The sequence below is a fragment of the Frigoribacterium sp. PvP032 genome (assembly GCF_017833035.1).
Taxonomy (GTDB): domain Bacteria; phylum Actinomycetota; class Actinomycetes; order Actinomycetales; family Microbacteriaceae; genus Frigoribacterium.
In genome coordinates, this window is sequence record NZ_JAFIBM010000001.1 from 158,482 (window position 1) to 179,343 (window position 20,862).

The following is a 20,862-nucleotide window of genomic DNA, read 5'->3' on the forward strand; positions in this document are numbered from 1 at the left end:
CGCCTCCTCGTGTGTGGTGTGTAGCGTGTGTCACACTAGGGCATAGATGCCCTGGGATCGCCTGGGTCGACTACGATCCAGCGGTGCCCGTGTCGAAGATCGTCCTGTTCTACGCGTTCGTGCCGCTGGCCGACCCCGACGCCGTCCGGCTCTGGCAACGCGACCTGGCCGAGTCGCTCGGGCTCCGCGGCCGGGTGCTGCTCTCGCCGCACGGCGTCAACGGCACGCTCGGCGGCGACGTGGACGACCTGCGTCGCTGGGTCCGCAAGACCAAGGACTACGCCGCCTTCCGCGACCTCGACGTCAAGTGGAGCGACGGCGGCGCCGACGACTTCCCGCGGCTGTCGGTCAAGGTGCGCGACGAGATCGTCACGTTCGGCGCCGTGGACGAGCTCGTCGTCGACGAGACCGGCGTCGTGGGAGGCGGCACGCGCCTCTCCCCCGACGAGCTGCACGAGCTCGTCGCCCGCGAGGACGTCGTGTTCCTCGACGGCCGCAACGAGTTCGAGTCGCGCATCGGTCGGTTCCGCGACGCCGTCGTGCCGGACGTCGCGACGACGCGGGAGTTCGTGGCCGAGCTGGACAGCGGGCGCTGGGACCACCTCAAGGACGAGCCGGTCGTGACCTACTGCACCGGCGGCGTGCGGTGCGAGGTCCTGAGCTCCCTGATGGTGGCTCGGGGGTTCGGCCGCGTCTACCAGCTCGACGGCGGCGTGGCCCGCTACGGCGAGCGCTTCGGCGACGACGGCCTGTGGGAGGGGTCGCTCTACGTCTTCGACCGACGCGGGTCGGTCGAGTTCAGCGACCACGCCGCCGTCGTCGGCCGCTGCGCCGTCTGCGGCGAGCCGACCAGCCGGATGCAGAACTGCTCCGACCTGCAGTGCCGCGAGCAGCTGGTGGTGTGCGAGCCGTGCGCGGCAGGCGACGTCGTCCTCTGCGACCCGCACCGCGCCTCCGGCGACCGGACCCCTCCCCGGGCCCCCGGCGTAGCGTCTCCTGCATGACTGAGACCAACGACATCTCCCGCGTCGCCGAGGTGCTCGACGCCGGGCGCATCGGCATCCTGACCACCCGCAGCGGCCACGGCCGTCTCGTGAGCCGCCCCCTCGCGATCGTCGACCGCGACTTCGACGGCAAGGTGTACTTCTTCACGCGCGACCCCTCTCCCAAGGTCGACGACATCAAGGCCCACTCGCAGGTCAACGTCGCCGTCGAGACCGGCAAGGGCTGGCTCTCGCTCGCCGGCGACGCCTCGGTGACCAAGGACGCCGCGCTGATCGACGAGTTCTGGACCGCCGGTGCGGAGGCCTGGTTCGACGAGGGCCGCGACGACCCGACCGTCGCCCTGATCGAGGTCGACGTCGACACGGCCGAGTACTGGGTCAGCAACGAGCCGAAGGCCGTGACGCTCCTCAAGTACGCGAAGGCGGCGCTGACCGGCGGCCACCCGAAGAACGTCGCCGACACGGGCACCGTCCAGCTCTAGCCGACGGGCCGCGCCGGCACGGGTCGGCACCCAGCGCACGCCTACGGGCGCACGGTCACCCGCAGGTGACCGTGCGCCCGTCGGCGTCGACGTAGTCGCCCGGCCCGAGCTGGGCGCAGGTCGACGAGAGCCGGGTGGCGTAGTCGACGGCGGAGATGCCCCAGATCAAGCTCGCCACGATCACCACGCCCGACAGGACCATGCCGACGAGCGCGAGGGTCGGGGCCTGGCCGGCCCGGCGCGACCTCCGCGCCGAGATCAGCCCGAACACGAGGCCGAGGGGCGCCGCGAAGACGCCGAAGACGACGGACGCGATCGCGAGGCCGCGTCCCGGGTCGTCGTCGCGCGGCGGGCGGCTGTCCCAGAAGTCGTCGTCGTCGAACGACGTGAAGTACGAGCCCTGGCCGCCGGGGGCCCCGGCCGGGGACGAGGAGGCGCGGTCGGGCGAGCCCGTCGGCTGCGGCGCCCAGAGGGTCGCCTCGTCCGACGAGGCAGGGGCCGGCGCCGGGGGCCAAGCCGCCTCGGGGGCCGCGGCGGCCCCGTGACGTGCCCGCGCCTCCTGGTGCAGGGTCGGAGGGGGGCCCACGACGGCCTGCCCGCGCTGCTCGCCCGGCACCGGACGGGCGAACCGCGCCCACGGCGACGGGGGCCGCGACGCGGGCTGATCGGTCATGGGTCGAGGGTAGTACGCACGCTCGGGCAGCCGACCGTGCGCCCGGTCCGGCACCCGCCCGCGCGCACGCAGCCGCGTGCGCCATGATGGGACGCACCTCGGCCCGACCCCGGGCCCGACATGCGACGGAGCGACGAGATGCGGATAGGGATCCTCACCAGCGGCGGCGACTGCCCGGGACTGAACGCGGTCATCCGAGGGGCGGTGCTCAAGGGGACGCAGATCCACGGCCAGGAGTTCGTCGGGTTCCGGGACGGCTGGCGGGGCGTGGTCGACGGCGACGTGATGCCGCTCACCCGCAAGGAGATCCAGGGCATCGCCAAGCAGGGCGGCACGATCCTCGGCACCAGCCGCACCAACCCCTTCGAGGGCGCGGGCGGGGTCGAGCGCATCACCGAGAACCTCGAGCGCTTCGGCATCGACGCGATCATGGCCATCGGCGGCGAAGGCACGCTGGCGGCCGCGAAGCGCCTCACCGACGCCGGCCTGAAGATCGTCGGCGTCCCCAAGACCGTCGACAACGACCTGGGCGCCACCGACTACACCTTCGGCTTCGACACGGCCGTGCAGATCGCGACCGACGCCATGGACCGCCTCCGCACGACCGGCGACTCCCACAGCCGCTGCATGGTCGCCGAGGTGATGGGCCGGCACGTCGGGTGGATCGCCCTGCACTCGGGCATGGCCGCCGGCGCGCACGCGATCCTCATCCCCGAGCAGGCGACGAGCATGGACCAGATCGTCGAGTGGGTGCAGTCCGCCTACGACCGCGGCCGCGCGCCGCTCGTCGTGGTGGCCGAGGGCTTCGTCCCCGACCACGAGAGCGACGCCCACTCGGAGCGCGGCCTCGACGCGTTCGGCCGGCCGCGCCTCGGCGGCATCGGGGAGGCGCTGGCACCGATCATCGAGGAGCGCACGGGCATCGAGACCCGAGCGACCACCCTCGGCCACATCCAGCGCGGCGGCACCCCCACCTCCTACGACCGGGTGCTGGCGACGCGGCTCGGCATGGCGGCCAGCGACTCGGTCGTCGAGGGCCGCTGGGGGCGCATGGTCGCCCTGCGCGGCACGGACATCGTGCACGTCTCGTTCGAGGAGGCGCTGGACAGCCTCAAGACCGTGCCGCAGCACCGCTACGACGAGGCCGCGATCCTCTTCGGCTAGGGCGCCGGTCGCTCCTCCCCCGCCTCGTCCACACGCTCCTGCGGACCCGCTCCGTCGCGCAGGCGATGCGCGGCGCCTCGGGAACTGACAGTCTCGACGCATGATCACGTTCATCGTCGTGGGGGCGGTCGGGCTCGTCGTCCTCCTCGCCAGCATCGTCGTCGGCGACCTGCTCGACCTGTTCGACGTCGGCGACGGCCTCGTCTCGGGCGTCGCGCTGGGCGCGGCCCTCTCGATCTTCGGGCTCGCCGGGCTCGTGACCACCCAGGCCGGTCTCGACACCGTGTGGACGTACGTCGTCGCCGTGCTCGTCGCGGCAGCCGTGCTCGTGCTCGTGCAGCTGTTCGTCCGCCGGGTGACCCGGCGCGAGAGCGGGGGCCACTGGTCGCCCGTCGGCTTCACCGGCACCACGACCGAGGCGACCACGCCGAGCGGCGGCGAGGTCCGCCTCGACGACGTCCGCGAGCTCGAGCGGCGCCTCGCCTACAGCGACGCCCCGATCGCCAGGGGCGTCCGCGTGCGGGTCGTCGCCGAGGCCGGGCCGCGCGTGCAGGTCGAGCCCGTGGAGCCCGTCGAGCCTGTCGAGCCCTGAGGCGCCGGCCTCCCCTGACCAGCACCAGCACCAGCACCAGCCCTGCAGCACCCCGCCCCTTGGAAGGAAGCCCTGTGGACTTCATCACCGGAAACACCAGCGTCGTCGCAGTAGTCGTCGCCGTCGTCATCGTGCTCGCCCTGCTGTCGTTCGTCGCCAGCCGCGTGCGCCGCGTCCCGCCGAACGAGGCGCTGATCGTCGTCGGCCGCGGCGCCGAGCGTTCAGAGGGCGGCGGCATCTCGAGCCCGCAGAAGGTCATCATCGGCGGCCGCACGTTCGTCTGGCCGATCTTCCAGGAGGGCTTCACGCTCTCGCTCGAGCAGTACCAGACGCCGGTCGAGGTGCAGGCGATCGACGCCAACTACATCCGCACCGCGGTCAAGGCGACCGTCAACTTCAAGGTGACCGGCACCGAGGACGGCGTCCGCCGCGCCGCCCAGCGCTACCTGCTGCAGCAACAGCAGCTGCCCGTGATCGTCCAGCAGTCGCTCGAGGGCTCGATCCGCGGCCTGATCGGCGGCCAGCCGGTCGACGACCTCGTCAAGAACTTCTCCCGCCTCGCTGCGGACGCCGTGAACGAGACGAAGGGCGAGCTCGCCGAGCTCGGCCTGCAGATCGAGACCATGAACATCCGCGAGATCGAGACGCCCGGCAGCACGTACCTCGCCGACCGCGGGCGTGCGGAGGCGGCCGTCGCCAAGCAGAACGCCGACGTGGCCGAGGCGGAGGCGGAGCGCATCGCGGCCCTGGCCCGCATCGGCAACACGCAGCAGACGGCCGAGCGCCAGCTGCAGCTCGACGTGCGCCAGGCGCAGATCAAGGCCGAGACCGACCGGGCCAACGCCGAGGCGTCGGCGGCCGGCGAGCTGGCGCGTGCAACGCAGGACAAGCTCGTCGCCGAGCAGGAGAGCATCGCCGTCGCCGAGCAGGCGAAGGTCAACCAGGAGCGCCTGAACATCGACGTGCGCCAGCCCGCCGAGGCGGCCGCGTACGCGTCGGTGCAGAACGCCGAGGCCGAGCGCGACGCCGCCAACGCGGCGGTCGAGGCCGAGGCGTTCCGCCGCACCCAGCTGGCCGACGCCGCCCGTGCGGCCGCCGAGAACGAGGCCGCCGCCGTCGAGGCCGCCGGTCGGGCCGAGGCCGCCGCGATCCGCGCCAAGGGCCTGGCAGAGGCCGAGGCCGTCGACGCGCTGGCCGAGGCCCAGGGCAAGTTCGGCCAGGCGGCGCTCGCGTCGCAGGTCATCTCCCGCCTGCCCGAGATCGCTCGTGAGATGGCCGCGCCGATGGGCAACATCGACGCCCTGACGGTGGTCTCCACCGACGGCGCCAACCAGCTCACGAAGTCGGTCGCGAACAACATGACCCAGCTGCAGGACGTCGTGAAGGCGACGACCGGGCTCGACCTCGTCGGCGCCCTCGGCGGGTTCCTCGGGGCCCAGTCCGGCGCGTCCACGGCCGCCGCCCCGCGGACGACGGCACCGGTCGACCAGCCCTAGGGCAGCGGGGCCGCGTAGCGTGACGGCATGCGTGCCGTCGTCGTCGAGAAGGGTCGACCTGCTGCCCTGCAGCAGGTCGACCGGGCCTTCCTCGGCCAGGGGGACGTCGTCGTCGACGTCGCCTGGTCGAGCCTGAACTACAAGGACGGCATGGCCCTCTCGGGCGATCCGGGCGTCGTGCGGACGAGCCCGCTCGTGCCGGGCATCGACCTGGTGGGCACGGTCGCCGAGTCGTCCTCCGACACCTGGTCGCCCGGCGACCTGGTGCTGCTGAACGGAGCGGGCGTCGGCGAGAGCCGCCACGGCGGCTGGGCCGAGCAGGCCGTGGTCGACGGCGCCTCGCTCGTCGCGGTGCCGGAGGGGATCTCGCCCCGACAGGCCGCGGCCGTCGGCACGGCGGGCTTCACCGCGATGCTCAGCGTCCTGCGCCTCGAGCGCGACGTGCGCCCTGGTGACGGCGAGGTCGTCGTGACCGGCGCCGCCGGCGGCGTCGGGTCGGTGGCGATCGCGTTGCTGAGCGGACTCGGGTACTCGGTCACCGCCTCCTCGGGGCGTGCTGACGAGCAGCGCGAGTACCTGGCGCGTCTCGGAGCCGCGACCGTCGTCGACCGGGGCGAGCTCGACCAGCCCGGCCGGCCGGTGCAGTCGCCGCGCTGGGCCGGCGGCGTCGACTCCGTCGGCAGCCACACGCTCGCCAACGTCCTCGCTCAGACCTCCTGGGGCGGCACGGTCACCGCGTGCGGACTCGCTCAGGGCAGCGACCTGCCGACCACGGTGCTGCCGTTCATCCTGCGGGGGGTCTCGCTCGTCGGCATCAACTCCGTCGACGCGCCCGTCGAGCTCCGCCGAGAGGCGTGGCGTCGGCTCGCCGCCGACCTCGACCTGGAGCTGCTCGACGAGCTGACGACCGTGATCTCGCTGGCGGACGTGGTCGACCACGGGCCGCGCATCGTCGCGGGCTCGGTGCGCGGCCGGGTCGTCGTCGACGTGCGCGGCTGACCTCTGCGGCTGCCCGTCGACCAGCTGGCGGACCGAGTCGTTCCGGCCCGATCCAGCCCACGACGGTAGGCTCACATGATGTATCGGATGTCCGATGCGTCCCTCGCACACCACGGCAGACCGCGACCGGCACAGGGAGCCCCGCAGTCCGCCCCTCTCTCGACATGGAGCAACCCGGATGCCGATCCCCCAGCTGACAGACCAGCCGCCCGCACCCCGTCGCCTCCTGCGCGACGTCGTCTACGACAAGATGTTCGCCGCGATCATCGACGGCACGCTCGAGTTCGGCGAGCGCCTGAACGACGAGCAGCTGGTCGCCTGGCTCGGCGTCTCCCGCACGCCCGTCCGCGAGGCCATCGCCAAGCTTGCGGACCAGGCTCTCGTCGACATCGAGGCGAACCGCTACACGCGCATCGTCGACCCCACCTACGACGAGTTCGTCGACACGATCGACGTCGGCTACGGAGTGTGGGCGATGGTCGTCGAGCGCGCCGTGCCGAAGCTCTCCGACGCGCAGCGCGCCGAGGTGGTGCGGCTCCTCGACGCCCGTGCGAAGGCCTTCGCCGCCGGCGAGGCCGACGACGTGACCACGCTGGTGCGGGTGAACGAGCTGTTCCTCGAAGCCGCCCGCAGCTCGTCGCTCGCACGCCTCTGGTCGAACAACGCGCCCCGCCTGGCGCTCCTCGCCCAGCGACCGATCTTCAGCGGCGTCGTCCACCACGACGAGGCACGCGCCTTCAACGAGGCGCTCCGCGACGCGGTCCGCGACGGCGACGCGGCTGCGGCCGCCGAGTCGATCCGCCTGCAGCCGGGCCGCCTCCAGGGCTGGTTCGACGCCGTCCGCGAGGCCGGCATCTACCGAGCGTGACCTCCGCGGCGTCGGCACCGGTGCTCGACGTCCAGGCCGTCCGGGTCACGCGACAGGGGCGCGACCTGCTCCGTGACGTGTCCCTGCGCGTCGCTGCCGGCGAGCACTGGGCCCTGCTCGGCCCGAACGGCGCGGGCAAGACCACGCTGCTCGCCCTCTGCGGCGCCCAGGGCCACCCGTCCGAGGGCACCGTCCACGTGCTGGGGCGACGCCTCGGCCGGGTCGACCTCCGCGAGCTCCGCACTCACGTCGGCCACGTCGACCCCCGCCACCGGATGCTCGGGGACAACACTGTCCGGGAGGTCGTGCTCACCGGCGCGACGGGCAGCAGCGACCCCGCGATGCGGTGGTCCCCCACTTCCCGTCAGCAGGCGCGGGCCGATCTCCTGACCGCCTCCGTCGGCCTGGAGGCGCGGCGCGACAGCCGCTGGAGCGTGCTCTCGCAGGGCGAGCGCGGCCGGGCGCTCATCGCCCGGGCGCTGCTCGGGGAGCCGGCCCTGCTGCTGCTCGACGAGCCCGCCACCGGCCTGGACGTCGCGGCACGCGAGCACCTGCTCGACACGGTCGACGCGCTCCGCTCCGCACACCCCGAGACGGCGTCCGTCACGGTCACGCACCACCTGGAGGACCTGCCGGCCAGCACCACCCACGCGCTGCTGCTGCGCGAGGGACGCGTCACCGCGTCGGGCCCGGCCGAGGCCGTGCTGACGTCCGAGCTCGTCTCCGCGGCCTTCGACCACCCGCTCACGATCGACCGCGTCGACGGACGCTGGCTGGCCCGCACGCGTCGCCGCCCCCGCCCCCGATCCCGCTGAGCGGCCCCTCGAAGACACCGCGCCGCGTTTCATGCACTGCACCCGGACTAGACGCGGTGCAGTGCACGAAACCCGGTGCCGTGTGCCGCGGCGCGGGGCGCGGGGGCCGGCACGGCGCGGCGCGGCTACGCGCCGGGGGCCGTCGCTGCGGCTGCCGCGCGCGCCGCGGCCGGCACGGCGTCGAGGATCCGCGACACCGTCGCGTCGTCGTGCGCGGCCGTGACGAACCACGCCTCGTACACCGAGGGGGGCAGGGCCACCCCCGAGTCGAGCATCGAGTGGAAGAACGCGGGGTAGCGCCAGGTCTGCTGGGCCCGGACGTCGTCGTAGTTCCGGGGCGGCGTCGCCGTGAAGGCGAACGAGAACAGCGAGCCGGCGTGCTGCACGCTGTGCTCGACACCCTCGGCCGACAGGGCCGCGGAGACCTCGCGCGACAGGGTGTCGGCGACGGCGTCGAGCCGGGCGTACATCTCGGGGGTCGCGAGCCGCAGGGTGGCGATGCCCGCAGCGACGGCGACGGGGTTCCCGCTCAGCGTGCCGGCCTGGTACACGGGGCCGGTCGGGGCCAGGAAGTCCATCACCTCGGCGCGGCCGCCGAGCGCCGCGAGGGGCATGCCGCCGCCGATGACCTTGCCGAAGGTGACGAGGTCGGGCTGCCAGCCGGCGCCGTCCGGCACGACCTCGGACGCCTCGAGACCCCACCAGCCGGCGCGGCCGACACGGAAGCCCGTGAGCACCTCGTCGACGATCAGCAGGGCGCCGTGGCGGCTGGTGATCTCGGACAGGCTGCGGTTGAAGCCACGGTCGGGCGCGACCACTCCCATGTTCGCGGCTGCCGCCTCCACGATGACCGCCGCGATGCGCGGGCCGTGCTCGTCGAACACCGCACGGACGGCGTCGAGGTCGTTGTAGGGCAGCACCAGCGTCTGGGCCGCGGTCTCGGCGGTGATGCCGGCCGAGCCGGGCATCGAGAGCGTCGCGACGCCCGACCCGGCCTCGGCCAGGAGCGAGTCCGAGTGGCCGTGGTAGTGCCCGGCGAACTTCACGAGCAGGTCGCGGCCCGTGTAGCCGCGGGCCAGGCGGATCGCCGTCATCGTGGCCTCGGTGCCGGTCGAGACCATGCGGATCTTGCCGATCGGGCGGGCGTCGCCGACGGCCACGCGCTCGCGCACCAGCTCGGCGAGCTCGGTCTCGGCCGGCGTGGACGCGCCGAACGAGAGGCCGCGGGCCGCCGCCTCCTGCACCGCGCGCACCACCTCGGGGTGCGCGTGCCCGAGGATCGCGGGGCCCCACGAGGCGACCAGGTCGACGTACTCGCGCCCTTCAGCGTCGGTGACGTGCGGGCCCTTCGCCCCCACCAGGAACCGCGGCGTCCCGCCGACGCTGCCGTAGGCGCGCACGGGCGAGTTGACCCCGCCGGGGATCGACTGCTTGGCGCGGGTGAAGAAGTGCTCGTTGGCGTGGTCGCCCATCAGATGTCTCCCTTGCGCAGGCGGGTGGCGAGCTCGGTGGCCCAGTAGGTGAGGATCGCGTCGGCCCCGGCGCGCTTGATCGACAGCACGCTCTCGTACGAGGCGGCGTCGAGGTCGATCCAGCCGTTCGCGGCGGCGGCGTGCATCATCGAGTACTCGCCGCTGATCTGGTACGCCCAGACGGGCACCGGGCTCATCGCCGCGGTCTCGGCCAGCACGTCGAGGTAGCTCATCGCGGGCTTCACCATGACGATGTCGGCCCCCTCGGCGATGTCGAGCTCGACCTCGCGGATGCCCTCACGACCGTTGGCCGCGTCCTGCTGGTAGGTGCGGCGGTCGCCGACGAGGGTCGACTGCACTGCCTCGCGGAACGGGCCGTAGAACGCCGACGCGTACTTCGCGGCGTAGGCGAGGAGTGCGGTGCCGCCGAAGCCGGCGTCGTCGAGGGCCTCGCGGGCCGAGCCGATCTGGCCGTCCATCATGCCGCTCATGCCGATCAGCTGCGAGCCGGCCTCGGCCTGCACGATCGCCATCTCGTCGTAGCGGACCAGCGTCGCGTCGTTGTCGACCGAGCCGTCGGCGGCGAGCACGCCGCAGTGGCCGTGGTCGGTGAACTCGTCGAGGCAGAGATCGGTCTGCACGACCAGGGCGCCCTGGGCGGCGTCGACCGCGACGCGCGTGCCCACGTTGAGGATGCCCTGGGGGTCGGTGGCTCCCGACCCGACCGCGTCCTTCTCGAGCGGCACGCCGAACAGCATGACGCCTCCCACCCCGGCCTCTGCCGCCTCCTCGACCGCACGCGGCAGGCTCGACAGGCTGTGGTGCACGACGCCCGGCATCGAGCTGATCGCGACGGGCTCGTCGATGCCCTCGCGCACGAACATCGGCAGCACCAGGTCAGCCGGGTGCAGGCGCGTCTCGGCGGTCAGGCGGCGGAGGGCAGGGGTGGCGCGCAGCCGGCGGGGGCGCACGCGGGGGAACTGGGACATGGTCCTTCTCGGGTCGTCGACGGTGGTCGATGTCGGTGGGTGTCGGGGCCCCGGCACGATCGAGCCGAGGAGGCGCGGTGCAGGCACCGCGGGAGGGTCGCGTCAGCGACCCCCTCCGTACGCGTCGTCGGCCTCGACCGAGCCGCCCGCGACGGCGTGCTCGACCACCGCCTCCACCAGGGCCGCGGCGGAGCGGGTCTCGGCGATCAGGTGGACGGGCAGGCCGGCCGCTCGGGCGTCGAACGCGGTGCGCGGGCCGATGCAGGCGACGACCGTGCTCGCGGGCAGGGGCGCCAGCTGCGCGGCGATCTGCCGTGCGACGCTGCCCGAGGTCACGAGCAGCACGCTGATGTCACCGGAGGCGACGTCGCGCACGACGTCGTCGGTGACGGGCACGCCGACGGTGCGGTACGCCGAGACGAACTCGGCGTCGAAGCCCCGGGCGGACAGGCCGGCGACCAGTGTCGGCTCGGCGATGTCGGACTGGGGCACGAGCACGCGCCCGGCGACGAGCTCGGACGGCCACTCCTTGACGAGGCCGCGGGCGGAGTTGTCGCCCTCGGGGACGAAGTCGACGTGGTAGCCGGCGAGCGTCAGCGCTGCAGCGGTCGTCTCGCCGACTGCCGCGATGCGCGTCGCGGGGATGGGCCGGATCCCGTTGCCGACGAGCACGTCGACGGTCGTGGCGCTGGTGACGACGAGCCACTCGTAGACGCCCGCCTGCAGTCGCGCCAAGGCGGCGGCGAGCAGCTCGGGCGTCTCGGCGGGCGCGAAGTTGATCAGCGGGGCGATGACGGGCGCGGCGCCGTAGGACCTGAGGGACGCCGAGACGCCGTCGCCCCACTTGCCGCCGCGCGGCACCAGGACACGCACGCCCTTGAGCGGCTTGACCGCGGTCACGAGGCGCTCCCCAGGGGGTCTCCGCCCGAGGGGCCCCCGCCGACAGGGGCGAGCTCGGCCGCGCCGAGCTCGAGCAGCTCGTCGACGACCCGGCCGGCCACCGCGTGGACGTCGGCGAGCTGGGCCGTGACGGGCCCCTCCTCGAGCGACACCGCGTGCGACGAGCTGATGCGGCGCGAGCCGTCGGGGCTGTAGACCGTGGCGCTGAGCAACAGCAGGCCGGCGTCGACGACGGCGGTCGCGCCGATGGGCGCAGAGCAGCCGGCCTCGAGCCCGGCGAGGACCTCGCGCTCGGCGGTGACGACGAGCCGGGTCTCGACGTGCTCGATCGCGCGCAGGCCGCGGGTCAAGTCGTCGCTCGGGTCGCCCTCGCGCACCTCGACCGCCAGTGCTCCCTGACCGGGGGCGCTGGGCCACGGGCCGAGGCCCAGCAGGTCGGTCACCGAGGAGGAGCGGCCGAGGCGGCCGAGACCGGCGGCGGCGAGCACGACCGCGTCCAGGTCGTCCTCGAGGCGACGGAGGCGCGTGTCGACGTTGCCGCGGATCGGCACGACCTCGAGGTCGGGGCGCTTCGCCAGCAGCTGCGCGACGCGACGCGGCGAGCCCGTGCCGACCTTCGCGCCCTGCGGCAGCGTCTCGAGGGTGAGGCCGTCGCGGGCGCAGAGCGCGTCACGGGCGTCGGCGCGGCCCGGGATCGCCCCGATGTGCAGACCAGGGTGGGAGGCGGTGGGCAGGTCTTTGAGGGAGTGCACGAGCACGTCGCACTCGTCGGCCAGCAGCGCCTCGCGCAGCGCGCTCGCGAACACGCCGGTGCCGCCGAGCGAGAGGGACTCGCCCGTCGCCTGGGTGCGGTCGCCCTCGGTGTGCACGCGGACGAGCTCGACGTCGTGGCCGGTCGCGGCCGCCAGTCGCTCGGCGACCGTGGTCGACTGCGCGACGGCCAGCGCGCTGGCCCTGGTGCCTACTCGGAGTGTCGCCACGCGCCTACGGGACCAATCCCGAGACGGCGGGCTTGAACCCGAGGCGGACGTTCTCGCAGCAGCCCGGTCGACACACGTCGTACCAGGGGCCGATGTCGGTGAGGTGCGGACGGTCGTCGACGGGCGTGCCCTCGACGCGCTCGAGGACGAGGTCGACGAGGCCCGTCACGTAGTTCGGGTCGATGCCGGGGGTGGGCGTGCGCGTGGCCCAGAAGCCGTTCTTCTCGCTCGTCTCGAGCGCCTCCTCGTCGAGGTCCCACATGACCTCCATGTGGTCGCTGACGAAGCCGAGCGGCACGATGACGACTGCGCGCGTCGGGCCGCCGGCCAGCTCGTCGATCGCGTCGTTGATGTCGGGCTCGAGCCACGGCATCGAGGGCGGGCCGCTGCGCGACTGGTAGACGAGCTGCCACGGGACGGTCGTGCCGCCGCCAGCGGGGAGCTCGAGGCCGAGACCGGCCTCGGCCGCGGCCATGACGACCTCCGCGACGGCCTTGTGCTGGGCCGCGTAGGCGCCCTCGTCGTCGAAGCCGCGGGCCTCGGGGCCGCTGCGTGCGGCGTCGGTCGACGGGATCGAGTGCGTGGCGAAGAGCACCTGCACCTCGGTCGCCAGGTCGAGGTCGGCGTTCTCGGCACGCGCCTTCTCCAGGCCCTCGCGGACGCCGTCGATGAACGGCTGCACGAAGCCGGGGTGGTCGAAGAACTGACGCACCTTGTCGATCATGATCTTGCCCTCGAGCCCGGTCGCCTCGAGCGCCATCGCGAAGTCCTCGCGGTACTGGCGGCACGAGCTGTAGGACGAGTAGGCGCTGGTCGCGACGGCGATCAGCTTGGTGAAGCCGCGCTCGTCGGCCTCGCGCACGGCGTCGGCCATGTACGGGTCCCAGTTGCGGTTGCCCCAGATCACGGGCAGGTCGACGCCGCGTCGCGCAAGCTCGCCCTCGAGCGCGACCTTGAGCTCGCGGTTGTGCTGGTTGATGGGGCTGACGCCGCCGAAGTGGCGGTAGTGCGTCGCCACCTCCTCCAGGCGCTCCTCGGGGATGCCGCGGCCGCGCGTCACGTTGCGGAGGAACGGGATGACGTCGTCTTGGCCCTCCGGCCCGCCGAAGCCGGCGAGGAGGATCGCGTCGTAGTCGGTGGGCACGCTCACGTGCTCGGGCCCCTGCGCCGCCGCGGGGGTCGCGGCACGGACGAGCTGGCCGTTGGTGATGCCGGTGGTGTCAGTCACGACAGGACCTCGATGATCTCGGTGGTGGTGATGCGACGGCCCGTGTAGAACGGGATCTCCTCGCGGACGTGGCGACGCGCCTCTGTGTACCGGAGGTCGCGCATGAGGTCGACGAGCTGCACGAGCTCCGGCGCCTCGAGGGCCAGGATCCACTCGTAGTCGCCGAGGGAGAAGCTGGCCACCGTGTTGGTGAGCACGGCGCGGTGCTCGGAGCCCTGCTTGCCGTGGTCGGCGAGCATCTGACGACGCTCGGCCTCGGGCAGCAGGTACCACTCGTAGCTGCGGACGAAGGGGTAGACCGTCAGCCACGCCTCCGGATCTTTGCCACGCATGAAGGCCGGGCTGTGGTTGCGCGAGAACTCGGCGTCGCGGTGCATGCCCATGGCGTTCCAGGTCGGCAGCAGGCCGCCGAGCACGTCGGTGCGCAGGAGGCGGCGGTACGCCGACTGGATCGCCTCGGGGACCTCGCCGTGCAGCCAGATCATCACGTCGGCGTCGGCCCGCAGGGCGCTGACGTCGTAGAAGCCGCGGACGACGACGCCCTCGGCGGCGAGCGTGTCGACGAGCTCGTCGAGCTGCGCCACGTCCTCCTGCTCGGGGGCGTACGGGTTCTGGGGGTCACGCCGCAGCACTGCCCACAGGGTGTAGCCGAGGCGCTCGGCGCCGGGGCGCTCGGCAGGAGGGGAATCGGACGTCGGCAGCTCGGGGACTGGCGAGTCGGCGCTGTGACTCATGCGGCCATTCTCCACCTGTGGGGGCTGGGAGCCCAACCAGGTTGCGACGTCGTCGAGCGATCTCCCGCCCCCGGCGAGGCGCTGCCGGGCGAGCCTGAGGCCGAGCCGCCGGGCGACCTGCCGATCAGCGCGAGCGGACGGTCGCGGCGACCACGCCCACGAGCGCCAGCGCGGCGACGCCGGCACCTGCGACCCAGGGCAGCGGGTCGCGCGAGAACGACGACTTCGCCCGGTGGCCGGCGATGCCCAGCTGCTTCGGGACGTTGAGCTTGTCCTCGAGCTCGTTCAGCGTCGCGGCGAGCTCCGCACGGGTGCGGTCGATGTGGGCCTGGATCTCGCTGCCGTCGGCCTTGTCGGCCTTGCCGGGCTTGTCGCTGCTGTTGTTCTTGGCGGTGCTGTCGCTCACGGGGTCTCCGATCGGTGCGGGCGGGGAGGAGGGGTCGAGCGGGGCTCGCAGGGAGTCGCGGAGGCGGCGGCTCAGAACTCGGTGACGTCGTGCCCCGGGATGGTCCCGACGCCCTTGACGGCCTTGAGGTCGCGCTTGAGGCTCGCGATCGTCTTCTCCGGTACGGCCGGGAGGCCCTTCTTGATGCTCCGGTAGCCGAGGAACGCGAGCAGGGCGGCGACGAGGAGGAGCACGAACGCCACGATCAGCGCCGACAGCCAGCCGGGCAGCCAGATCGCGATCAGCAGGACGATGCCCGTGAGCAGCACCCCGAGCATGGCGAAGACGAAGACGAGCGCGCCGACGAGGAACCCCGCGCCGATGCCGAAGGCCTTGAGAGTGCCGATGATCTCGTACTTGAGCAGGGCGAGCTCGCCCTTGACGAGGTCGGTGACCAGGCTCGGGACGTCCTGGACCAGGGCGAAGAACGAGCGCGACTTCGAGCCGCGACGTACTTTGTCGCTCCGGGTGGAGTCGGTCACTTCTTCTTCTTCCCGCCTCCGACGGCCTTGACGGCCACCGTCTTCACGCCGTTGACGACCGCGTCGACCGCGTCGGCGGCCTTGGCGCCTGCGAAGTCCTCTGCCTTGACGACCTGCCGCTGCACGGCGCGGCTGTTCCACAGCTTCGACGAGTTCGCGGCGATCTGATCGTAGCGCTCGTGGCCGGCGCGAGCGCCCAGCACGAATCCGACGGCTGCTCCGGCGACGAAGATCAGTTTGCCTCGCATGTCGCTCCATTCATGTGTGGGGGCGCACGGACCGGTGCCCGACGCGCTGTCCCAATGTAGCCCGGTGCCGCCCGGCGCCGCCCGGACGCGCGGAGCTCGCTGGCGCTCCGCGCCGGTCGAGTTGCCCCGAACGGTCGCCCAGGGCCCCCGCACCCGACCGTTCGGGGCAACTCGAGCTCGAGCACGGGCACGGGCACGGGCACGGGCGTCAGCGGGCGACGAGGTGCGCGGCGACCCGACGCGCGTGGGCGATCACGGCGGCGAGCCCCCGGCCGGCCACGGCGCCGCCGACGCGGACGACGCCCTCGGGCAGAGTCGAGGAGGTGCCCGCCGCCTCCTGCGGGAGGGGCGCGGACCACTCGACCCGCGCCGCGTCCTCGACGGTGGCGGGGTCGAGCGGCAGCCCGAGCAGCACCGAGGCGTCGGCGAGCGCCGTGGAGCGCAGCTCGTCGTCGGTCGTGGCCGCCGTCACGACCGGGGAGTCGTAGCTGAGACGGAGCACGTGCCGGCCGCCGGCCCGCTCGGCCAGCCACGGCCACTTGGCCGTCGCGTGCGTGAGCGCCTTCGCACGGACGCCGTCGGCACCGGGCGCCACGAGCACCCCGGTGCCGCGCGGCGCCGCGTCGAGCCGCTCGTCGCGCAGCACGAGCGTGGCCAGAGTGATGAGTCCCGCTGCGTGGGCGGGTCGCCCGCCGAGCACCCGACCTGCGCCGTCGCCGACCGCGAGCACGACGACGTCTGCCTCGAGGCGCTCGGGCGCGGTGCTGTGCTCGACGCCGGTCAGCGTCGGCGAGCCGGTCAGCGTCACCGAGCGGGCGTCGAGCACCGCGACGTGGGCTCCCAGCCGCACCTCGACGCCGAGCCGGTCCAGCTCGGCGACCAGCGCCTCCGCCAGGCTGGCCATGCCGCCGCGGAGGCCGGCGACGGCCGAGCCGGCAGGCGCGAGCGCGCGGACGCTGAGCACGGCCGCGGCCAGCGACCCCTCACGCCGCAGCGCCGCCCGGAGGCCGGGGGCGACCCGGTCGACGGAGAGCAGGTCGGGGTGCACGGAGTGGACGCCGCCGATGATCGGGGTGACGAGCCGGTCGAGCACGGCGTCGCCCATGCGGACGCGGACGAGGCCGCCGACCGAGGTCTCGTCGGCACCGACCTCGCCGGGGGCCGCGTCGAGCCGTGCCGCCTCGGCCGTGCCTGCCGCACCGACGACCGCGACGACGTCGTCGGCCGCGAGGTCGCCGGGGATGCCGAGCAGGCCGGTGCGGGGCAGGGGGAAGGCCTGTCCGGCGCCGTGCTGCACCCACGCGCCGCGGGGGTCGGGCAGCACGACGTCGCCGCCGAGCCCGAGCTCGTCGAGGTACGCCTGCACCGTGCCGCCGCGCGTCGCGAAGCTCTCGGCGCCGGCGTCGAGGGGCAGGCCGCCGACGACGTGGCGGCCGACCTCGCCGCCGAGCCGGTCCGACGCCTCGACGAGCGTGACGGCGACGCCGGCCGCCGCGAGGTCGCGCGCGACGACGAGGCCGGCGACGCCGCCGCCCACCACGAGGGCGCTCTGCGCGGCCGCCCCGGAGGAGCGGGTCGCCTCGGTCACGGTCGCGCGCCTCCTACAGGGTGTGGGCCAGGGCGACGATGCGGGTCAGCACGTCGGGGTCGGTGTCGGGACCGACGCCGTGCCCGAGGTTGAGGACGTGCGCGGGGGCGGCGCGGCCGCGACGGACGACGTCCCTGACGTGTGCCTCGAGCACCGGCCACGGCGCCTGCAGCATCGCCGGGTCGATGTTGCCCTGGACGGGCACGCTGCCTCCGAGCCTCCGCGACGCCTCGTCGAGCGGGATGCGCCAGTCGACGCCGACCGCGTCGACCCCGACGCCGTGCATGGCGCTCAGCACCTCGCCGCTGCCGACGCCGAAGTGGATGGTGGGCACGTCGAGGTCGGCGACGTGCGACAGCGCCCGTGCCGAGAACGGCGCGACGTGCTGCTCGTAGTCGGACAGCGACAGGCTGCCGACCCACGAGTCGAAGAGCTGGGCGGCGCTGGCCCCGGCGAGCACCTGGGCACGGAGGAACGCGCCGGTGACGTCGGCGGCCCAGCCGAGCAGCGCCTGCCAGGTCTCGGGGTCGCTGTGCATGAGGGCGCGGGCGCGGATGTGGTCCTTCGACGGGCCGCCCTCGACGAGGTAGGCCGCCAGCGTGAAGGGGGCACCGGCGAAACCGATCAGGGGGGTGTCGCCCAGCTCGGCGACGGTGCGGGCGACGCCCTCGGCGATCGGGGCCAGCGCCTCCTGCTCGAGGGGACGCAGCGCGGCGACGTCGTCGGGCGTGCGGATCGGATGGTCGAGCACCGGGCCGCGCCCGGCGACGATGTCGACGCCGACCCCCGCGAGCTTGATCGGCACGACGATGTCGCTGAAGAAGATGCCGGCGTCGACGCCGTGCCGGCGGACGGGCTGCAGCGTGATCTCGCTCGACAGCGCCGGGTCGAGGCAGGCGTCGAGCATCGCGGTGCCGACGCGCAGGGCGCGGTACTCGGGCAGCGAGCGACCGGCCTGGCGCATGAACCAGACGGGCAGCGCCTCTGGCCGGTCGCCGCGCAGGGCACGGACGAGAGACGAGGAGGCGGTGCGGCCGGAGAGGAGCGGGTGCGTGTCGGGCAGGGTCACGTGCCCCATTGTCCCACCCGGCCGCTGGGCGCCCCCGGCACCGCCAGGGACGCCCTCGTGGGATCGGGTCAGCCGACCTTGACGACCATCTTGCCGACGTTCTCGCCGCGCATCAGGCCGGTGAACGCGCCGAAGGCCGAGTGGATGCCCTCGACGACGGTCTCGTCGTGCACGACCTCGCCCGCCGCCAGCCACGGGCCCATCTCGGCCTGGAACGCAGGAGCGACGTGGCGGTAGTTCCCGAGCGTGAAGCCCTTGAGCATCAGCCCGCGGGTCACGATGTTCGTCGTGCCCGTGATGCCGACGGGTGCGCCCGTCGCGTTGTAGCCGGCGATGGAGCCGCAGAGCGCCGCCCGGCCGCCGTCCCTGAAGCTGGCCAGCGCGGCCGACAGGTGGTCGCCTCCCACGTTGTCGAAGTAGAGGTCGATGCCGTCGGGCGCGGCCTCGGCGAGCAGCTCGGCGACGTCGCCGTCCTTGTAGTTGAAGGCCGCGTCGAAGCCGTACTTCGTGGTGAGGAGCTCGACCTTCTCGGCGCTGCCGGCGCTGCCGATCACCCGCGACGCGCCCTTGAGGCGAGCGATCTGGCCGACCATCGTGCCGACGGCCCCGGCCGCGCCCGACACGAAGACGATGTCGCCCTCGCGGATCCCCGCGATCTCGGTCAGGCCGACGTAGGCCGTCAGGCCGGTGAGGCCGAGCACGCCGAGGTAGGCCGAGAGCTCGACGCCGGGCGCCGGCTCGACGGCCCGGAACGACGAGGAGGCGCCCTGCGCGACGTCGCGCCAGCCCAGGTCGTGCTGCACCACAGTGCCGACGGGCAGGTCGTCGGAGGCGGACTCGACGACCCGGCCGATCGCGCCGCCGGTCATCGTCTCGCCGAGGGCGAAGGGCGGCACGTACGACTTCACGTCGTTCATCCGGCCGCGCATGTACGGGTCGACCGAGAGGAACTCGTTGGCCACGCGGACCTCGCCGGGCTGCAGCGCGGGAAGCTGGACCTCGACCTCGCGGACGTCGTCCGTCGTCGGCTCGCCGTGCGGGCGGGCGACGAGCTGCCACTGGGTGCTCGTGGTGCGGGTGGTGCCTTCGGTCATGGTGGTGCTCCTCTGGTCGTGCGGGGCCTCGGTGATGCGAGGCCGTCTGCCAGGCTGACAGGCACCTCCTGAACGCGCGCTGCAGAGTGTGCAGCCTGTGCACGGATCGCCTGTGCACAGCCTCGACATCGAGGCAACCCCCGGGTTCGACCGGCGCATGAGAGTTATCATCGACGGGTGCTCATCTGCCTCACGGCGTCCCACCGGAACGCCAGCTTCGACCTCCTCGAGAAGTTGAGCATCGGCGCACCCTCCGCGGCGAGCACCCTGGTCGACGCGAACGACTTCGTGGGCGGGGCCGTCGTGCTCGCGACCTGCAACCGGTTCGAGGCCTACGTCGACGTGGAGGAGCCCCTCACGGCCGCTGCCTCCGTCGCGGTCGAGGCCACCATCAGCACCATGAGCGAGGCCAGCGGCATCGAGGCCGACGAGATGCGCGACAACGTGCGCGTCATCACCGGCGACGAGGTCGTCGAGCACCTGTTCGCCGTGAGCTCCGGCCTCGAGTCGGTCGTCATCGGCGAGGACGAGATCTCGGGCCAGGTCCGCCGCGCCCTCGAGGCCGCGCGCACGCGCGGCACGACGTCGCGTGACCTCGAGCGGCTGTTCCAGAAGGCCTCCCAGACCTCCCGCGGCGTCAAGAACCGCACCAACGTCGGCGGGGCCGGCCGCTCGCTCGTGCGCCTCGCGCTCGAGCTCGCCTCGTCGCGGGTGACCGACTGGTCGCAGGCGCGGGTGCTCATCGTCGGCACCGGCCAGTACGCCGCGACCACCGTGGCCGCCCTGCGCGACCGGGGCGCGGGCGACCTGGCCGTGTTCTCGGCCTCGGGCCGCGCCTCCTGGTTCGGGCTCAAGCACGACCTGCGCCCCTTCGACGACCTGGCCGAGGCCATCTCGTGGAGCGACGTGCTCATCACCTGCACCTCGACCACCGAGCCCGTCGTCGTGCCCGAGGTCGTCGATGCGTCCCGCCGCCTCGTGATCGACCTCGGCCTGCCCCGCAACGTGGACCCCCTCGTCGCCCGCGTGCCCGGAGTCGAGCTGCTCGACCTCGAGACGATCAGCCTGCACGCCCCCCTCGCCGAGCTGACCGCCGCCGACGACGCCCGTGCGCTCGTCTCGAGCGCCGCGGCCGAGTTCCACGCCGTCGCCGCCGAGCAGTCGCTCACGCCGGCCGTGGTCGCGCTGCGCCGCCACGTCTTCGACCTGCTCGACGCCGAGATCGAGCGCGCCCGGTCGCGCGGCGACTCGTCCGAGCGCACGGAGTCGGCGCTGCGGCACCTCGCCGGCGTGCTGCTGCACACCCCGTCGGTGCGGGCCCGCGAACTCGCCCGTGAAGGTCGCGGCGAGGAGTTCCGCGACGGCCTCGAGTCGCTGTTCGGCCTGACGGACACCCGCACGGCCGCGGTCGAGCCTGCTGTGCTGCGGCCGGTCGCCGACGAGCGCCTCCGCGGCCGCGACGCCGGCTGACGCGCCCCCGGCTCCGCCGCCCGATCCCGCTTCCGCCCCTCCCCGCTCTCGGCCCTCCGCGCTTGCCCAC

General features: G+C 73.6%; 22 protein-coding genes. 9 read left to right on the forward strand and 13 right to left on the reverse strand.

What is annotated here, in order from left to right:
* Nucleotides 1–83 precede the first annotated feature (83 nt).
* Nucleotides 84–1,004, forward strand: coding sequence for a rhodanese-related sulfurtransferase (locus JOE35_RS00740; RefSeq protein WP_209559387.1), 921 nt, complete (start codon nucleotides 84–86; stop codon nucleotides 1,002–1,004).
* The gene (locus JOE35_RS00745; protein ID WP_209559388.1) at nucleotides 1,001–1,486 is read left to right on the forward strand and encodes a pyridoxamine 5'-phosphate oxidase family protein; all 486 of its coding nucleotides are present in this window, start codon (nucleotides 1,001–1,003) and stop codon (nucleotides 1,484–1,486) included. Before JOE35_RS00740 ends, JOE35_RS00745 begins: the two co-directional genes overlap by 4 nt.
* A gap of 55 nt (nucleotides 1,487–1,541) precedes the next feature.
* Here the strand turns inward: JOE35_RS00745 and JOE35_RS00750 are convergent, their stop codons facing one another.
* The gene (locus tag JOE35_RS00750; protein WP_209559389.1) at nucleotides 1,542–2,159 is read right to left on the reverse strand and encodes a DUF4190 domain-containing protein; all 618 of its coding nucleotides are present in this window, start codon (nucleotides 2,157–2,159) and stop codon (nucleotides 1,542–1,544) included.
* A 138-nt stretch (nucleotides 2,160–2,297) separates the two neighbouring features.
* Here JOE35_RS00750 and JOE35_RS00755 point away from each other — a divergent pair, with 138 nt between their 5' ends.
* The 6 genes from JOE35_RS00755 to JOE35_RS00780 all read left to right on the forward strand — a co-directional run bounded on the left by JOE35_RS00755 (nucleotide 2,298) and on the right by JOE35_RS00780 (nucleotide 8,093).
* Nucleotides 2,298–3,323, forward strand: coding sequence for a 6-phosphofructokinase (locus JOE35_RS00755; RefSeq protein ID WP_209559390.1), 1,026 nt, complete (start codon nucleotides 2,298–2,300; stop codon nucleotides 3,321–3,323).
* 100 nt (nucleotides 3,324–3,423) lie between these two features.
* Nucleotides 3,424–3,915, forward strand: a complete 492-nt coding sequence (locus JOE35_RS00760; RefSeq protein WP_209559391.1) for an NfeD family protein — start codon at nucleotides 3,424–3,426, stop codon at nucleotides 3,913–3,915.
* Nucleotides 3,916–3,989: 74 nt separating this feature from the next.
* A complete protein-coding gene (locus tag JOE35_RS00765) occupies nucleotides 3,990–5,411 on the forward strand; it encodes an SPFH domain-containing protein (protein ID WP_209559392.1) in 1,422 nt (473 codons plus the stop codon).
* Between the two features lie 27 nt (nucleotides 5,412–5,438).
* A complete protein-coding gene (locus JOE35_RS00770; RefSeq protein ID WP_209559393.1) occupies nucleotides 5,439–6,410 on the forward strand; it encodes an MDR family oxidoreductase in 972 nt (323 codons plus the stop codon).
* A gap of 178 nt (nucleotides 6,411–6,588) precedes the next feature.
* Nucleotides 6,589–7,278: a GntR family transcriptional regulator gene (locus JOE35_RS00775; RefSeq protein WP_209559394.1), complete on the forward strand. Its 690-nt coding sequence runs from the start codon at nucleotides 6,589–6,591 to the stop codon at nucleotides 7,276–7,278.
* Nucleotides 7,275–8,093, forward strand: a complete 819-nt coding sequence (locus tag JOE35_RS00780; RefSeq protein ID WP_209559395.1) for an ABC transporter ATP-binding protein — start codon at nucleotides 7,275–7,277, stop codon at nucleotides 8,091–8,093. Before JOE35_RS00775 ends, JOE35_RS00780 begins: the two co-directional genes overlap by 4 nt.
* A gap of 125 nt (nucleotides 8,094–8,218) precedes the next feature.
* Here JOE35_RS00780 and hemL read toward each other — a convergent pair whose 3' ends face one another.
* The 12 genes from hemL to JOE35_RS00840 all read right to left on the reverse strand — a co-directional run bounded on the left by hemL (nucleotide 8,219) and on the right by JOE35_RS00840 (nucleotide 19,322).
* Nucleotides 8,219–9,565 carry a glutamate-1-semialdehyde 2,1-aminomutase gene (gene hemL, locus JOE35_RS00785; RefSeq protein WP_209559396.1) on the reverse strand — a complete coding sequence of 449 codons (1,347 nt, stop codon included), beginning with the start codon at nucleotides 9,563–9,565 and terminating at the stop codon, nucleotides 8,219–8,221.
* Nucleotides 9,565–10,554 (reverse strand): porphobilinogen synthase, encoded by a 990-nt coding sequence (gene hemB, locus JOE35_RS00790; RefSeq protein WP_209559397.1) that lies wholly within the window; start codon nucleotides 10,552–10,554, stop codon nucleotides 9,565–9,567. The genes hemL and hemB overlap by 1 nt, the downstream gene beginning before the upstream one ends.
* A gap of 102 nt (nucleotides 10,555–10,656) precedes the next feature.
* Entirely contained in the window at nucleotides 10,657–11,454 is a 798-nt protein-coding gene (locus JOE35_RS00795) for a uroporphyrinogen-III synthase (protein WP_209559398.1), read from the reverse strand.
* Nucleotides 11,451–12,434 (reverse strand): hydroxymethylbilane synthase, encoded by a 984-nt coding sequence (gene hemC, locus JOE35_RS00800; RefSeq protein ID WP_209559399.1) that lies wholly within the window; start codon nucleotides 12,432–12,434, stop codon nucleotides 11,451–11,453. The genes JOE35_RS00795 and hemC overlap by 4 nt, the downstream gene beginning before the upstream one ends.
* Before the next feature lie 4 nt (nucleotides 12,435–12,438).
* Nucleotides 12,439–13,662 carry a ferrochelatase gene (locus JOE35_RS00805; RefSeq protein WP_209559400.1) on the reverse strand — a complete coding sequence of 408 codons (1,224 nt, stop codon included), beginning with the start codon at nucleotides 13,660–13,662 and terminating at the stop codon, nucleotides 12,439–12,441.
* Entirely contained in the window at nucleotides 13,659–14,396 is a 738-nt protein-coding gene (gene hemQ, locus JOE35_RS00810; protein WP_209559401.1) for a hydrogen peroxide-dependent heme synthase, read from the reverse strand. Before hemQ ends, JOE35_RS00805 begins: the two co-directional genes overlap by 4 nt.
* Nucleotides 14,397–14,520: 124 nt before the next feature.
* Nucleotides 14,521–14,802 (reverse strand): DUF3618 domain-containing protein, encoded by a 282-nt coding sequence (locus JOE35_RS00815; RefSeq protein ID WP_209559402.1) that lies wholly within the window; start codon nucleotides 14,800–14,802, stop codon nucleotides 14,521–14,523.
* Between the two features lie 71 nt (nucleotides 14,803–14,873).
* The gene (locus tag JOE35_RS00820) at nucleotides 14,874–15,323 is read right to left on the reverse strand and encodes a phage holin family protein (protein ID WP_223269453.1); all 450 of its coding nucleotides are present in this window, start codon (nucleotides 15,321–15,323) and stop codon (nucleotides 14,874–14,876) included.
* Nucleotides 15,320–15,571, reverse strand: a complete 252-nt coding sequence (locus tag JOE35_RS00825) for a hypothetical protein (RefSeq protein ID WP_209559403.1) — start codon at nucleotides 15,569–15,571, stop codon at nucleotides 15,320–15,322. The genes JOE35_RS00820 and JOE35_RS00825 overlap by 4 nt, the downstream gene beginning before the upstream one ends.
* Before the next feature lie 208 nt (nucleotides 15,572–15,779).
* The gene (locus JOE35_RS00830; RefSeq protein WP_307802876.1) at nucleotides 15,780–17,159 is read right to left on the reverse strand and encodes an FAD-dependent oxidoreductase; all 1,380 of its coding nucleotides are present in this window, start codon (nucleotides 17,157–17,159) and stop codon (nucleotides 15,780–15,782) included.
* Between the two features lie 13 nt (nucleotides 17,160–17,172).
* Nucleotides 17,173–18,237, reverse strand: a complete 1,065-nt coding sequence (gene hemE, locus JOE35_RS00835; protein WP_209559404.1) for a uroporphyrinogen decarboxylase — start codon at nucleotides 18,235–18,237, stop codon at nucleotides 17,173–17,175.
* Between the two features lie 59 nt (nucleotides 18,238–18,296).
* Nucleotides 18,297–19,322 (reverse strand): NADP-dependent oxidoreductase, encoded by a 1,026-nt coding sequence (locus JOE35_RS00840; RefSeq protein WP_209559405.1) that lies wholly within the window; start codon nucleotides 19,320–19,322, stop codon nucleotides 18,297–18,299.
* 177 nt (nucleotides 19,323–19,499) lie between these two features.
* Between JOE35_RS00840 and JOE35_RS00845 the strand changes: the two genes are divergently transcribed.
* Nucleotides 19,500–20,792 (forward strand): glutamyl-tRNA reductase, encoded by a 1,293-nt coding sequence (locus tag JOE35_RS00845; RefSeq protein WP_209559406.1) that lies wholly within the window; start codon nucleotides 19,500–19,502, stop codon nucleotides 20,790–20,792.
* The last annotated feature ends 70 nt before the right edge of the window (nucleotides 20,793–20,862 follow it).